Consider the following 12,815-nt stretch of genomic DNA (forward strand, 5'->3'; position numbering starts at 1 on the left):
GCTGCCCGATGAAAGGTTTCTGGCACGACGCCGCCGAGTTCTTCCCGATCCTGATGAGCGGCGTCGTGCTGACGATCGTCGTCACCATCGGCTCGCTGCTGCTCTCGACGGTGCTCGGCCTGATCTGGGCGATGATGCGGGTCTCCGGCATCAAGGCGCTGTCGATGATCAGCGCCAGCCTGATCAACGTGATCCGCGGCATCCCGATCATCGTGCTGTTGTTCTACCTCTACTTCGTGATGCCCGATCTCGGCGTCACGCTGTCCGCCTTGCAGGCCGCGATCCTCGGGCTCGGCATCGCCTATTCGGCCTATCAGGCCGAGAATTTTCGCGCCGGCATCGAGGCGATCGACAAGGGGCAGATCGAGGCGGCGCAGTCCATCGGCATGGGCTGGTGGCTGACGATGCGCCGCGTGATTCTGCCGCAAGCCGTGCGCATCGTGCTGCCGCCCTACGGCAACGTCATGATCATGATGCTGAAGGATTCCTCGCAGGCCTCGACCATCACGGTCGCCGAGCTCGCACTTCAGGGCAAGCTGATCGCGTCCTCGACCTTCAAGAACACCAGCGTGTTCACGCTGGTGGCGCTGATGTATCTCACCATGAGCATTCCGCTGATCCTGCTGGTCCGTCACTTCGAGAAGCGGGCCGGCAAGCGATGATCGAGCTGAAGGACGTTCACAAGAGCTTTGGCGAGAACGAGGTGCTCAAGGGCATCACGGCGACTGTCGAGAAGGGCGAGGTGGTCTGCATCGTCGGTCCCTCCGGCTCCGGCAAGTCCACCATCCTGCGCTGCATCAACGGGCTGGAGAGCTACGACCGCGGCGAGATCAGCGTCGAGGGCCTGAGGGTCGATCGCGACGCGCCGTCGATCGTGAACATCCGCACCCGGGTCTCGATGGTGTTCCAGCGCTTCAATTTGTTTCCGCACCGGACCGCGCTCGAGAACGTCATCGAAGGGCCGCTCTATGTGAAGAAGGAATCGCGCGCGCAGGCGCTCGAGCGCGGCCGCGCGCTGCTCGCCCAGGTCGGGCTTGCCGAGAAGGCCGATGCGCATCCGCCGCAACTCTCCGGCGGGCAGCAGCAGCGCGTCGCGATCGCGCGGGCGCTTGCCATGCAGCCCAAGGCGATCCTGTTCGACGAGCCGACCTCGGCGCTCGATCCTGAACTGGTCGGCGATGTCCTCGGCGTCATGCGCAAGCTCGCCGACGACGGCATGACCATGGTCGTCGTCACCCACGAGATGGGCTTTGCCCGCGACGTCGCCGACCGCGTGCTGTTCATCGACGGCGGTGTCATCGTCGAGCAGGGGCCGGCCAAGGCGCTGCTCAACCAACCCCAGCATCCGCGCACGCAGGACTTCTTGCGGCGTGTGCTGCATCCGCTCTGACCGGTCTTTGCCATGTCTGCGCGCCTGCCTCTGCCGCCCTCGCTCTATGCCGACACCGCTGTCGCGCCGGTCGCCACGCCGCCGCTCGATACGGACAAGAATGCTTCGATCGCGATCATCGGCGGCGGCTACACCGGCCTGTCCACCGCGTTGCATCTGGCGGAGCAGGGTGTCGAGGCGCTGGTGCTGGAGGCGCAGGCGCCGGGCTGGGGCGCGTCCGGCAACAATGGCGGCCACACCAATCCCGGCCTGAAGCACGATCCCGATCAGATCGAGGCCGATTTCGGCGCGGACCTCGGCCGCCGCATGATCGCGTTCGCCTACGGCACCACGAACTTCACGCATGATCTGATCCGCCGCTACCAGATCCCCTGCGAGGCGCGGCAGAACGGCACGCTGCGCGCGGCCTACAACGAGGCCAGCGCCGCGGCGATCGAGACAACGGCGCAGCAATGCATCCGCCGCGCCATGCCGGTGACGTATCTGAACCGCGAGCAGCTGCGCGAGATGACCGGCACCGACCGCTACATCGGCGCCATGCTGGATGCGCGCGGCGGCGATCTGCATCCCCTCAGCTACGCCCGCGGTCTCGCGCGTGCGGCGATCTCGGCGGGCGCGAAGGTGCATGGCGAGACGCCGGCGCTGTCACTGCGCCGCGAAGGCTCGCGCTGGCGCATCGAGACGCCGCGGGCGGTGGTTCATGCCGACAAGGTCCTGCTCGCCACCAACGGGTTCACGGACGATCTCTGGCCGGCGCTCCGCCGCACCATCGTGCCGGTGTTCTCCTCGATCGCGGCCACGGCGCCGCTTTCCGATGCGGTTGCCCGCTCGATCATGCCGACGCGTCCCGTGCTCTACGAGAGCGGCCACATCACCGTCTATTACCGCATCGATCAGCACAACCGCCTCTTGATGGGCGGCCGCGGCCCGATGCGCTGGATCAAGTCGCCGCACGACGTCGCCTATCTGATGCGGTATGCCGAGCGGCTATGGCCGCAGCTCAAGGGCGTTGCCTGGACGCACGGCTGGAATAGCCGTCTCGCCATCACCGGGGATCACTATCCCCATGTGCATGAGCCTGCCGAAGGCATCCTGATCTCGCTCGGCTGCAATGGCCGCGGCGTCGCGCTCGCGACTGCAATGGGCGCGCAGCTCGCCCGCCGGCTGATCGTCGGCGCCAAGGCCGAGATCGACATGCCGATCACGGGCATCAAGCCGATCCCGATGCACGCGTTCTGGCCGGTGGGTGTGACGACCGCCGTGATCGCGGGGCGCATACGGGACCGGCTCGGCATGTGAAGAAGGCGCCGCCCGGTCAGGAGCGACGCCTTGCATCATGGATAGATATAGGGCGTCAGCAGCGGCCCTGCTTCCACAGGCCGGGCGGGCACCCGTGACCGCGCCAGCCGACCTTGCGTCCGCGCGACCATCCCGGGGGCGTGCCATGGTGATGATGGCCCATCGAATGGCCATGACCATGACCATGGCCGCCACCATGGCCATGTCCGCCCTTTGCCAGTGCAGGGCTGGCAAAGGTGAAACCGGCCGCGATGATCAGCGACGCGGCGAGCGCAAGTTTCTTCATCATGTCCTCCACTGGGGCGAGCGCACTTGTCCGTTCAACGAACGAACGGTGGGTGGGTAAGTTCCCTGCGAATGTGGAGGCGTCATGACGCTCGCGCAGATACGTCATCGTGCGAGAGTTCAACGCGCGATGGAATAATCTCCAATCGATCCTTGCACTCAGCCTTCGGCCACGGCGTCAGCCCAGGGCTGGAAGATCTCGACCGCGCCGGAATTCGTGTCGCCCTCGCGCATCACCACGCTCGGGCAGGCGAATTTTTGCGGCAAGGTCTGCACGCGGGTCTCTTCATAGTCGAAGCGCGCGGCCAGCGTTTTGCGCACGTCCTCCGGCAAACGAGCATCGCCGATCACCACCGCGCCCTCGCTGGCATCGATGCGCGGCTGGTGGATGGCGGCGTCGAGGTCCATGCCGAAATCCATCGCGAAGGAGACGAGCTGCATCACCGACGGCAGGATGCGGCGGCCGCCGGAGGCGCCGACCGCGAGCCGCTTGCCGTCCTGGGTCTCGGCGATCACGGGCGTATAGTTGCAGAGGCAGCGCTTGCCGGGCGCGAGCGAATTGGTGGTCCCCGGCGTCGGATCGAACCACATGATGCCGTTGTTCATGGCGATGCCGGTGTGCGGCGTCACATATCTCGAGCCAAAGGACGAGAGCAGCGTCTGAGTCACCGCGGCGATGTTGCCGTGTCGGTCGACCACGGAGAAATGCGTGGTGCAGGCGGGCGCCAGATATTCGGCGCCGAGCGAGCGTTTGCCGTCGGCATCGCCCATGTCCTTGAGCCGCTCGCGGAAGGCCGCCTGCAGAGCGAGTGCATATTCGACATAGGCGGCCGCGTCCGGCGCGCTTCCCGGCGTCAGGCTCTGCTGCAACAGGCGCAGCGCGTGCGCCATGGTGGGCCCGGCCGTGAGCTCAGGCGTCGCATACACCTTGCCGCCGCGATACGGGATCGCCAGCGGCTCGCGCAGATGCGCGCGGAAGGCGGCGAGGTCCTCGACCGACAGCGAACCGCCATCGGCCTTGATGTCGGAGGCGATGCTTCTGGCGAGATCGCCCTGGTAGAAATCGCGCGGTCCGGCCTCGGCGAGATGCGACAACGTCGCCTTCAGCGTGTCCTGCGGCAGTCGCGTCTCGGCCTTGATGCCCCATGGCGCGCTCGGTGGCAGCCCATCCTTCAGGAACGCGGCCGCGCTGGCGGGATAGCGTCTGAGATCGGCGGCGGAGCCCGAGATCGTCACCGTGGTCCACCAATCGACCAGCAGGCCTTCGCCGGCGAGCCTGGCTGCCGGCGCGACCAGATCCTTCCACGGCATCTTGGCGTAGCGGCGATGCGCCTCTTCCATCCCGGCGACGACGCCGGGCACGGCGATCGAACCGGGGCCGTGGATGTTGCGATCGTCCTTCACCCGCGGCCAGGGGAAGAGATCGGAAGCGGCGCCTTCGCCACTGAGCGGATAGTCGGCAGTGCGCAGGCTCTGCGGCGCAGACATGCCGTAGTCGATCACCTCAAAGCGATTTTCCTTGGCGCGGTAGAGGACCATCGCACCGCCGCCGCCGATGCCGCTATTCCAGGGCTCCAGCACATTCAGCGCCATGGTCGTCGCCACGATCGCATCCACGCAGTCGCCGCCCGCCGCCAGCACCTGCGCGCCCACTTCGGCCGCCCGCCGCGACTGCGAGGCGACGATGCCGCCCTTGGATGTGACGGCGGGTTTGCGGACGGTTTGGTTGAGGCTGAACTGATGAGGCATGACGTCGTCTTGATCTCTGTTGTTTTGGCGCCGGCTGTGCTGGCGCGGCAGCTCGGCATTGGCGGGACGTGCGAAGGATGGCACATTGCCGCCAACGAGAAAATCCAAAGGGAGACGCGACATGGCTGGTGTGAAACAGGCGCGGGATCGCGCGGTCGGAATCCTGACGCTGGACGAGCCGGCAAGCCTGAACGCGATGACGCCGGACCTGCTCGGCGCGCTCGCCGCCGCCATCGGCGAGATGTCGCAGGACGAGGGTATTCGAGCCCTGATCCTCACTGGCGCGGGGCGCGGTTTTTGCTCAGGACAGAATTTGAAGGCGTCGGAAGCGCTGGGTGAGGATATCGCTGCCGGCGTCATGCGTTTTTACTGGCCGGCTTTCAGGGCGCTGCGCGAATGCCGCGTGCCTGTGGTCGTCGCCGTCAACGGCGTCGCGGCCGGCGGCGGCTTCAGCCTCGCCATGGCCGGCGACATGATCGTGGCGGCGCGCTCGGCGAGCTTCATCCAGGTGTTCAGCCGCATTGCGCTGGTGCCGGATCTCGGCTCGACCTGGTTGCTGCCACGGCTGATCGGCCGGCAGCGCGCGCTCGAGCTGATGCTGCTGAACGAGCCGCTGACGGCCGAACGCGCGGAGGAGATCGGCCTGGTGCGGCAGGTCGTCGACGACGCGAAGCTGATGGACGAGGCGCTCGCCCTGGCGAGGCGCCTTGCCGAAGGGCCGACACGCGCTTTGGTGGCAACGCGCCTGCTCGTCGAGGAGAGCGAGCACGCCACCTACGAGGCGCAGTTCCGCCGCGAGATCGAGCTCCAGGCGGTGGTCCGCAAGAGCGTGGACGCGGTCGAGGGGCGCAATGCCTTCGTCGAGAAACGCAAGGCGAGGTTTACGGGGAAGTGAGGTGGCGGCCAAAAACGTGGATGCCCGGAACGAGCCCGGGCATGACGATCGAGAGAGTGTTGGCAGGAAAGCGGTGCGCTCAGAGCGAGCGGTTCAGCCGGCTGGCTTGGTACTTGGCACGCCATTTGGGACCCGGCCCGCGCATGTAGTGCAGCTCGGGGCGGTAGGGGTCGCCGGCGACCCTGACCAGCGTCTGCCATTTGGCGGCGACGAAGTTCACGGGCTGGCGGAGGAGGCTCAGTGAAGCGAGCAACATGACATCACCTCAATGCGGCTTGCCGAGCATGGCGGTGAAGGGAAGGTCGAACAGATCCTCGCCGTCGGAGCCGCTGACATGGATCACCCAATCGCGCCAGTCTTCAGCGCCGGGCGTCTGGATCATCGAATTCATGATCTGGGAAGCACGATCGCGCGCCTCCGTGAGATTGGAGACGGCGGTGCCGTAGCGGTCGATCAGCGTGCCCTCGGTATTGGAGCAGTGAAAATAGACCTGGACCATATGCGCCTCCTGGCGGGAGCAACTTGGATGGCAAATCGATACCACCCGAAGCCTTCGCGAAACATTCGGGTCGAGCCCGGTAAGGGAATCTACGGATATTGGTCGGCTCAAAGGTCGTTACAGGTTTAATCACAGGCGAGTGATGTTCGACTGGACGGCGTTCGGACGGCGTGGAACACCTTTTTCGCGGGAAGTCGGGGGAGACGCCGTGAGCTACTTCACATCCAGGCGTGAACGCCGAAGCCTGCGCGCGTGTGCGGGGGTGTTGGCGGCCCTGCTTGGGATCGCCTCGGCGGCGTCATCGGAGCCGCTCCGCCGCAGCGGCTATGCGGTCGGCGCGGAAACCTGCGGCAATGGCGATCTCGCTTTTCCCAGGATCCAGATCGACATGAAGGCCGGATTTTGCGCCGGGCTCGTCGCCAGCGAAGAGGATCGCCTCAAGTTTCCGCGTGCGATCGTGCAGTTGCCGGGCCGCGAGCTGTTCGTGGTCGCCGACATGGGTGGCTGGGGCCACACCGACGGACGGCTGCTGCTGCTCGATCCGCGCGCGGCCCAGGGCGGGCGGTTCAGGGAGCTCCTGGCGGGAATCGAATATCCGTTCGGTCTGGCGATCGGTCCGGACAGGAAGCTCTACGCCTCGACCGCCGAGACCATCTTCCGGTTCGATCCTCTCGCCGACAATCCGGCCGGCACGGTCGAGACCATCATCCGTCATATGCCGGGCCGCCGGATCACGCTGCCCGACGGCACACGGCTCGAGGAGAGCGCGCATCCGCTCAAGCAGTTCGTCTTCGACAGGAAAGGGCGGCTATTCGTCAATGTCGGCTCGCACAGCGACGACTGCATCAGGCCGGCGCCGATCACAAAGCCTTGCGCGGCGGCCGAGGGCGCTTCCGCGATGGCCGCGATCTGGCTGTTCACACCGCCTGCCGGCGATGTCTTCCCGGCGCTGAAGCCTGGCGATGCCGATCCGCCGCACACCGTCTATGCGCGGGGCTTGCGCAACTCGATGGCGCTGGCGCTGCATCCGAAGTTTCCCGATGCCGGCTACGCCTTCCTGCAGGGCGAGAACGGGCGCGACTTGCCGGATATTTTCAAACCGAACGAGGAGATCAACGCGATCGAGCAGGGCAGGCATTATGGCTGGCCCTATTGCTACGATTTGTCGACACCGAGCCCGGAATTCAGGAACGTGCTGCAAGGCGGGATCTACAAGTCCCTCTGCACGGCCAGCGCCCTCTACAAGCCGCCGCTCTCGCTGATGCCGCCGCACGGCGCGCCGCTCGCGATGCTCTATTATCACGGCAGCAGATTTCCGGAGCTGGAGGGCAGGCTGCTGGTCGGCCTCCACGGTTATCGTCCGACCGGAAGCCGCGTCCTCGTCTACGACGTCGACGATCGCGGCTTCCCCAAGCCTTCCCCCGCGCCGGTGCGTTACCGCGTCAGCTGCGCGGCCGATCCGGTGCGCAGCTTTCAGACCGACGCCGGCGAGGTCGCCGCCGCGCCGTTCGACGAGCTGATCGCAGGCTGGCACCGCGTCAACGGCGCGCGGCCGCAAGGGGCACCGGTCGGCATGACGGTCGCGGAAGATGGCGCGATCTGGCTGGTCGAGGACAAGAACCAGACCGTGATCCGCATCGACCGTGCCGCGGGTGATCCGCCGCCACCGCTGCCGTGCGACATGCGCAGCCAGGCGATGATCGACCAGCTCGCGGCCTTCGTCGCCAGGGACGCGCACAACAGCGCCCGGCTGACCACGCTGCGCAAGGGCCTTGTCGAGACGCATTGCGCCGGCTGCCATTCCGATTTCGGTTTGAAGGGCGGCCAATCGGAGACGGAGAAGGACGTGGCCGTGCTCCGCTTCATGCTTTCGCAGGACGGCTGGATCTATCCCGGCGATCCCGACGCCGGCAAGCTGCGCACGCGGCTGCGCGGTCTCGGCGCGGAGAAGCTGATGCCGCCGGGCGGCGAGAGCCTGTCGAAGACCGAGCCCGGCTACAAACGCCTGCTGGACACGGCGGATCTGCTCGTCGCGACAATGGTCCCGGGCACGCGGATGCGGATCAAGCCGGGTCCGCCGCAGCGCAAGTTCTTTGGCAAAACCAGCAAGGAATGCGGCGAAATACCGGCTGCGAAGGTCGTTGTCGTGACACAAAGGAGCGCTGTAGACAAACCCGGCTTCAGCCGATTCTTCCGGCCGGCCGATCCCTATCTGAATGGCGAGTGCACCGACGGCGATGGCTATTACATCCGGCAGGAATTTCTGGTGCCTGTGCAGTAGCGTCCTCCTCGTCATCGCGACTGCGTCCGCACATGCGGAAACGAAGCTGTTCGAGAGCGCGCAGGTGACGCCTCCCGGCGAATATACCTTCGGCATCGAAGGCCCCGCGGCTGACCTCGACGGCAATTTGTTCGTGGTCAATCTCGGCAAGCCCGGCACCATCGGCCGGCTGCCCGCCGGCGGGACGGCGTCGGAGCCGTTCACGGCGCTACCCGATGGCAGTGTCGGCAACGCCATCCGCTTCGACCGGAGCGGCACCATGTTCATCGCCGACTACAAGAAGCACAACATCTTCGCGATTGCGAAGGGGACGACCGAGCCGTCCCTCTGGTTTCACTCCGACGAGATGAACCAGCCCAACGACATCACGATCGCCCGCGAGGGCACGATCTATGCGAGCGATCCGAACTGGAAGGGCCGGGAAGGCCATATCTGGCGGATCGCGAAAGCCGCCGACGGCACGGTGCAGGGACAGATCATGTCGGCGCCGCGCGCGATGGGCACCACCAACGGCATCGATCTCAGCCCCGACGGCAAGACGCTCTATGTCGGCGAATCCAGCAGCGGCCAGATCTGGTCCTATGCGATCAACGGCAACGAGCTGACGGCTGCAAAACTCGTCAAGGCGTTTCAGCCCGACACCGTCGACGGGCTGCGCACCGACGTTGCCGGCCGCCTCTACGTCGCGCGCATTCTCAAGGGCACGATCGCGCTGATGAAGCCGAACGGCGCGGTCGAGCGGGAGATCGCGCTGAAGGCCAAGGAGCCGACCAACCTCGCCTTCGGCGGCAGCGACGGCAAGACCGTCTTCGTCACCCAGCGTCAAGGCGGCTTCATCGAGTCCTTCCGCACCGATCAGCCGGGCCGCGAGCACTGCCTCCAGCGCGGGCGCTGCTGAGCCCGATGGCTTTAGGGTGACGGTTGCCGCGGGTGGTTCACCTCTCCCGCTTGCGGGAGAGGTCGGCGCGAAGCGCCGGGTGAGGGCTTTCTCCTCTTGGGGATTGTCCCATTGCGGAAACACCCTCTCCCCAACCCTCTCCCGCAAGCGGGAGAGGGAGTGCACCTCGCTCGTTGCGACGATCAAGCCTCCCGCGACTGGCGCGGCATTCTTCTTGCTTGCATCTGGCGGCCGCAGCGATCAAGACAGCTGTGGCATCTTCAAAGCAAGCACGGAGTGTTTGAGTGAAAGCCGTCCATACCGAACTGCACCGCAGTCACGATCCGCAATTCTTCCTGGTCCGCGGTGTCGTCAAACGCACCACCGAGCAGCCGGAGCGCGCCGACCGCCTGCTCAAGGGCTTGAAGGACGGCAAGCACCAGCTGGTCGAGCCGACGACATTCGGGCAGGGGCCTCGCGCGCGCATTCACAGTCCGGAATATCTGTCGTTCCTGAGCGAAGCCTGGGACGCCTGGACCGCGCTCGGCGATTCCGGCCCGGAGATGATCGGCAACATCCATCCGGTGCGGCATGCCGCGACCTACCCGACCCACATCGTCGGCAAGCTCGGCTGGCACACCGCCGACACCGCGGCGCCGATCGGTCCGGGCACCTGGGCGGCGGCCTGCGCCGCAACCGACGTTGCGGTCACCGCCGCGCAGATGGTGATGGACGGTGAGGATGCGACCTATGCGCTCTGCCGTCCGCCCGGTCATCACGCCTATCGCGACATGGCCGGCGGCTTCTGCTTTCTCAACAACAGCGCGATCGCCGCCGCGCATCTGCGGCAGAAGCACGAGCGCGTCGTGATCCTCGACGTCGACGTCCATCACGGCAACGGCACCCAAGGCATCTTCTACGCCCGGCCCGACGTCTACACGGTGTCGATCCATGCCGATCCCATTGCCTACTATCCCTATGTGTGGGGCTATGCCCACGAGCGCGGCGAGGGACCCGGCCTCGGCACCAATCTCAATATCCCGCTGGCGATCGGCACCGGCGATGACGGCTACATCCAGGCGATGGACGTCGCGCGCAAGGCGATCGAGTCCTTTGCGCCGGGCGCGCTCGTGATCGCGCTCGGCCTCGATGCCTCCGAGCACGATCCGCTCAAGGGATTGGCCGTCACCACGCCCGGCTTCCGCCGCATCGGCCAGGCCATCGCCAGGATGGGCCTGCCGACTGTGTTCGTGCAGGAGGGCGGCTATCTCTCGGATATTCTGGGCGCGAACCTGACCTCGGTGCTGGCGGGATTTGAAGAGGCAAGGTGATATCTTCGCCTCTCCCCGTAAGAACGGGGAGAAGGAGAGGAGGCACCCTCAAAACATCCCGCTCGCCGCGAGCGCCTTGCAGACGTGCTGCATCTCGGTCTCGTCGGCGACCATGTCGAGCATAACAGTGGTCAGGCCCTTGGCCGCAAAGTCCTTCAGCTTCGCGCCGATCTCCTGGTAGCTGCCGACGAGATAGGGACAGTCGGCCTGGAAGGTCAGGAACGGCAGCAGCCAATAGCCATTGTCCCCGAGCTCGCCGCTCTGGCCGGCATAGAGATGCCGCTTCCACACGGAATCGGTGTTCTCCATGGTGAGCACGAGAAGCTCGCGATCGTCGGGGTTGTCGCGGAAACGCATCTGTGCAGCCTGCCGCGCCTCCTCGCGTCCCTCGCGCGCGAAGATGCCGAAATTCATGCCGGGCGCGTTAAGGCCGCGATCGAGATCCGGCGGCAGCATCTGCATCTTGATGCAGCCGGTCTCCTTCGCCACGCGCTGGGCCGCCTCGGATTGCCCCGCGATCAGGAATTCGGGCATCAGCTCCGCCGGCAGGCGCGGGCGAAGCTGCAGATGGTGCGCACGGTAGAATCGGCCCTCGAAATTCACCGGCCGCGGGCTCGACAGCAACTGCCGCATCAGCCCCACGAATTCGCCGAGCCTGATATAGCGGTCGGCATGCGACTGGTCGTCGCCGAGCCCCTGCAAGTCGCTGACCGCCGTCCCCGTGATCATGTTGAGATAGATCTTGCGGCCGTGAAGCTGCGCCAGGGACGAGACGAATTTCGCCGCGGTGAACGGGTGCATGTAGACCGGATTGACGGCGATCAGCGGCGAAGATTGCGCCGTCGCACCCATGATGTGCTGGGCCATGGCCCAGGGCTCGACGAACACGTCGTTGCCTTCGAACAGCAAAATGCCTTCGAAGCCGTTGCGGTCGGCGAACTCAGCCACCCGCATCAGCTCGCCGACATATTTCTGGGGATCGCGGTTGCGCGAAATCGCGGGAAAGACGCGCAGCCGCGGCGGCGTCATTCAGCCGCTTCCTGGAGCGGCCAGGCATTGCGGCTGATGGGAAGGCCGCCGTTCGCGCGGGAGCCGTCGGCAATCGCGAGGCGATGCGAGGGCGAGGGCGAGCACAGCGAGAAGCGCCAGCCGTCGGGATCGTCGGCGATATCGGGCTTGAAGCTGATCTCGATGGCCTCGCGCGAGACCTGCATCGCGAAGGCGTCGAGCGGCAAATTGAGCCCAAAGCCCCTGGCCTTCAGATAGGCCTCCTTGAGCGTCCAATAGTCGAAGAAGCGCTCGGTCGCCGCGGGCTCCGGCAGCCCGCGCAGCGTTTCGACCTCCTCCGGCGCAAAGAAGCGAAGCGCGGTGGACAGCGGCGCCACCCGCCGCGACACGGTTTCGACGTCGACGCCGACGGACTCATGCTTTGACACGACGCAGGCGACGCAGCCGTCGGCGTGAGACAGGCTGAAATGCAGCGCGCTCGAGGTCGCGGGCGCTGCGACAAACGGCCGCCCATAGCGGCCGGCTGTAAAGGACCAGTCGGACGGCGCGACGTTGGAGGCGATCTGCGACAGCGCCAGGCGCAGCATCGCATGCGCGAAAATATATTGCCGTCGGTGCCGCTCGAACATGAAGCGATCGGCCCGGACGCGTTCGTCGACCGAGAGCAGCCGTCGGCACGCCTCGACCGCGCCCGGCGCGTCGATGGACTCGATCAGTCCGACAAAGAGTTCAATTCTGTCGTCCGCCATCAATTGGGCCTTTTGCGTCAGGCAGAGGGCAGCCCCCGGGTCCCGACGGAAGAAACAACTGAGCAAGAATCAATCAAGCGGACCGTTTCTAGCGGTCCACCCGGGCGAATTCTTGTCGATTTGCAGGCCGGTTTACAGGCGCAAGCTTGTGCGAGACCCCAACTCGACACGCGAGCGGCCCATCCCCGAAAAATGAAGCCTGAAGATTCGTTCGGCGTCCCGGCCGACGAATCTTACTTCTTCTTCTTCTTGGCTTTCTTCGACCCGCCAAGCACCGAAAGGCTGGCGTCGACGTCCTTCAGCGCGGACTGGAGCTTCTTCTTCTCGGCACCGAGCAGCTTCTGGAGGGCCTTGCGGTCCTTGTCGCTCAACGAGGTACCCTTGGTAAATTTGATGAAACCCATAACACTCCCCCGGTTGAAAATAATCGTCCAAATCAAAACGCCGGAATA

Annotated in this window: 14 protein-coding genes; 7 read left to right on the forward strand and 7 right to left on the reverse strand. The window is 65.7% G+C overall.

Annotated features, from left to right (window positions below; all coding sequences use genetic code 11):
• Window positions 1-8 precede the first annotated feature (8 nt).
• The 3 genes from AABA84_RS07795 to AABA84_RS07805 are packed head-to-tail and all read left to right on the forward strand — an operon-like array spanning window position 9 to window position 2,689.
• Complete coding sequence (locus tag AABA84_RS07795; RefSeq protein WP_212251041.1) at window positions 9-662, forward strand: amino acid ABC transporter permease; 654 nt, start codon at window positions 9-11, stop codon at window positions 660-662.
• On the forward strand, window positions 659-1,390 hold the full coding sequence (locus tag AABA84_RS07800) for an amino acid ABC transporter ATP-binding protein (protein ID WP_338308365.1): 732 nt from the start codon (window positions 659-661) through the stop codon (window positions 1,388-1,390). The genes AABA84_RS07795 and AABA84_RS07800 overlap by 4 nt, the downstream gene beginning before the upstream one ends.
• Before the next feature lie 12 nt (window positions 1,391-1,402).
• The gene (locus AABA84_RS07805; protein ID WP_338311770.1) at window positions 1,403-2,689 is read left to right on the forward strand and encodes an NAD(P)/FAD-dependent oxidoreductase; all 1,287 of its coding nucleotides are present in this window, start codon (window positions 1,403-1,405) and stop codon (window positions 2,687-2,689) included.
• 55 nt (window positions 2,690-2,744) lie between these two features.
• On the opposite strand, the gene AABA84_RS07810 is transcribed toward AABA84_RS07805, so the two are convergent.
• Together AABA84_RS07810 and AABA84_RS07815 are read right to left on the reverse strand one after the other, a co-directional pair.
• Entirely contained in the window at window positions 2,745-2,975 is a 231-nt protein-coding gene (locus tag AABA84_RS07810) for a hypothetical protein (RefSeq protein ID WP_338311771.1), read from the reverse strand.
• 158 nt (window positions 2,976-3,133) lie between these two features.
• Entirely contained in the window at window positions 3,134-4,723 is a 1,590-nt protein-coding gene (locus tag AABA84_RS07815) for a gamma-glutamyltransferase family protein (RefSeq protein WP_338311772.1), read from the reverse strand.
• A gap of 121 nt (window positions 4,724-4,844) precedes the next feature.
• On the opposite strand from AABA84_RS07815, the gene AABA84_RS07820 reads away from it, so the two are divergent.
• Entirely contained in the window at window positions 4,845-5,618 is a 774-nt protein-coding gene (locus AABA84_RS07820) for an enoyl-CoA hydratase-related protein (protein WP_338311773.1), read from the forward strand.
• 79 nt (window positions 5,619-5,697) lie between these two features.
• Here the strand turns inward: AABA84_RS07820 and AABA84_RS07825 are convergent, their stop codons facing one another.
• Window positions 5,698-5,874, reverse strand: a complete 177-nt coding sequence (locus tag AABA84_RS07825; RefSeq protein WP_338311774.1) for a hypothetical protein — start codon at window positions 5,872-5,874, stop codon at window positions 5,698-5,700.
• A 9-nt stretch (window positions 5,875-5,883) separates the two neighbouring features.
• Window positions 5,884-6,117, reverse strand: a complete 234-nt coding sequence (locus AABA84_RS07830) for a DUF6894 family protein (protein ID WP_212251053.1) — start codon at window positions 6,115-6,117, stop codon at window positions 5,884-5,886.
• Between the two features lie 208 nt (window positions 6,118-6,325).
• Between AABA84_RS07830 and AABA84_RS07835 the strand changes: the two genes are divergently transcribed.
• The 3 genes from AABA84_RS07835 to AABA84_RS07845 all read left to right on the forward strand — a co-directional run bounded on the left by AABA84_RS07835 (window position 6,326) and on the right by AABA84_RS07845 (window position 10,606).
• Complete coding sequence (locus AABA84_RS07835; protein ID WP_338311775.1) at window positions 6,326-8,398, forward strand: PQQ-dependent sugar dehydrogenase; 2,073 nt, start codon at window positions 6,326-6,328, stop codon at window positions 8,396-8,398.
• The gene (locus AABA84_RS07840) at window positions 8,355-9,296 is read left to right on the forward strand and encodes an SMP-30/gluconolactonase/LRE family protein (RefSeq protein ID WP_212251057.1); all 942 of its coding nucleotides are present in this window, start codon (window positions 8,355-8,357) and stop codon (window positions 9,294-9,296) included. The genes AABA84_RS07835 and AABA84_RS07840 overlap by 44 nt, the downstream gene beginning before the upstream one ends.
• A 284-nt stretch (window positions 9,297-9,580) precedes the next feature.
• Window positions 9,581-10,606, forward strand: a complete 1,026-nt coding sequence (locus AABA84_RS07845) for a histone deacetylase family protein (RefSeq protein ID WP_028142225.1) — start codon at window positions 9,581-9,583, stop codon at window positions 10,604-10,606.
• A 48-nt stretch (window positions 10,607-10,654) separates the two neighbouring features.
• Here AABA84_RS07845 and AABA84_RS07850 read toward each other — a convergent pair whose 3' ends face one another.
• The 3 genes from AABA84_RS07850 to AABA84_RS07860 all read right to left on the reverse strand — a co-directional run bounded on the left by AABA84_RS07850 (window position 10,655) and on the right by AABA84_RS07860 (window position 12,767).
• Window positions 10,655-11,635 carry an LLM class flavin-dependent oxidoreductase gene (locus AABA84_RS07850; RefSeq protein ID WP_338311776.1) on the reverse strand — a complete coding sequence of 327 codons (981 nt, stop codon included), beginning with the start codon at window positions 11,633-11,635 and terminating at the stop codon, window positions 10,655-10,657.
• The gene (locus tag AABA84_RS07855) at window positions 11,632-12,363 is read right to left on the reverse strand and encodes a 4'-phosphopantetheinyl transferase family protein (protein WP_338311777.1); all 732 of its coding nucleotides are present in this window, start codon (window positions 12,361-12,363) and stop codon (window positions 11,632-11,634) included. Before AABA84_RS07855 ends, AABA84_RS07850 begins: the two co-directional genes overlap by 4 nt.
• Before the next feature lie 233 nt (window positions 12,364-12,596).
• Entirely contained in the window at window positions 12,597-12,767 is a 171-nt protein-coding gene (locus AABA84_RS07860) for a hypothetical protein (RefSeq protein ID WP_183237104.1), read from the reverse strand.
• Window positions 12,768-12,815 lie beyond the last annotated feature (48 nt).

Origin of the sequence: Bradyrhizobium sp. TM239, assembly GCF_036247985.1 — a bacterium.
GTDB lineage: Bacteria > Pseudomonadota > Alphaproteobacteria > Rhizobiales > Xanthobacteraceae > Bradyrhizobium > Bradyrhizobium ottawaense.

Bases quoted from the DNA above. Each gene is read 5' to 3' on its own strand.
- AABA84_RS07795 (WP_212251041.1), top strand. From the start codon at position 9: ATGAAAGGTTTCTGGCACGACGCCGCCGAGTTCTTCCCGATCCTGATG.
- AABA84_RS07800 (WP_338308365.1), top strand. From the start codon at position 659: ATGATCGAGCTGAAGGACGTTCACAAGAGCTTTGGCGAGAACGAGGTG.
- AABA84_RS07805 (WP_338311770.1), top strand. From the start codon at position 1,403: ATGTCTGCGCGCCTGCCTCTGCCGCCCTCGCTCTATGCCGACACCGCT.
- AABA84_RS07810 (WP_338311771.1), bottom strand. From the start codon at position 2,975: ATGAAGAAACTTGCGCTCGCCGCGTCGCTGATCATCGCGGCCGGTTTC.
- AABA84_RS07815 (WP_338311772.1), bottom strand. From the start codon at position 4,723: ATGCCTCATCAGTTCAGCCTCAACCAAACCGTCCGCAAACCCGCCGTC.
- AABA84_RS07820 (WP_338311773.1), top strand. From the start codon at position 4,845: ATGGCTGGTGTGAAACAGGCGCGGGATCGCGCGGTCGGAATCCTGACG.
- AABA84_RS07825 (WP_338311774.1), bottom strand. From the start codon at position 5,874: ATGTTGCTCGCTTCACTGAGCCTCCTCCGCCAGCCCGTGAACTTCGTC.
- AABA84_RS07830 (WP_212251053.1), bottom strand. From the start codon at position 6,117: ATGGTCCAGGTCTATTTTCACTGCTCCAATACCGAGGGCACGCTGATC.
- AABA84_RS07840 (WP_212251057.1), top strand. From the start codon at position 8,355: ATGGCTATTACATCCGGCAGGAATTTCTGGTGCCTGTGCAGTAGCGTC.
- AABA84_RS07850 (WP_338311776.1), bottom strand. From the start codon at position 11,635: ATGACGCCGCCGCGGCTGCGCGTCTTTCCCGCGATTTCGCGCAACCGC.
- AABA84_RS07855 (WP_338311777.1), bottom strand. From the start codon at position 12,363: ATGGCGGACGACAGAATTGAACTCTTTGTCGGACTGATCGAGTCCATC.
- AABA84_RS07860 (WP_183237104.1), bottom strand. From the start codon at position 12,767: ATGGGTTTCATCAAATTTACCAAGGGTACCTCGTTGAGCGACAAGGAC.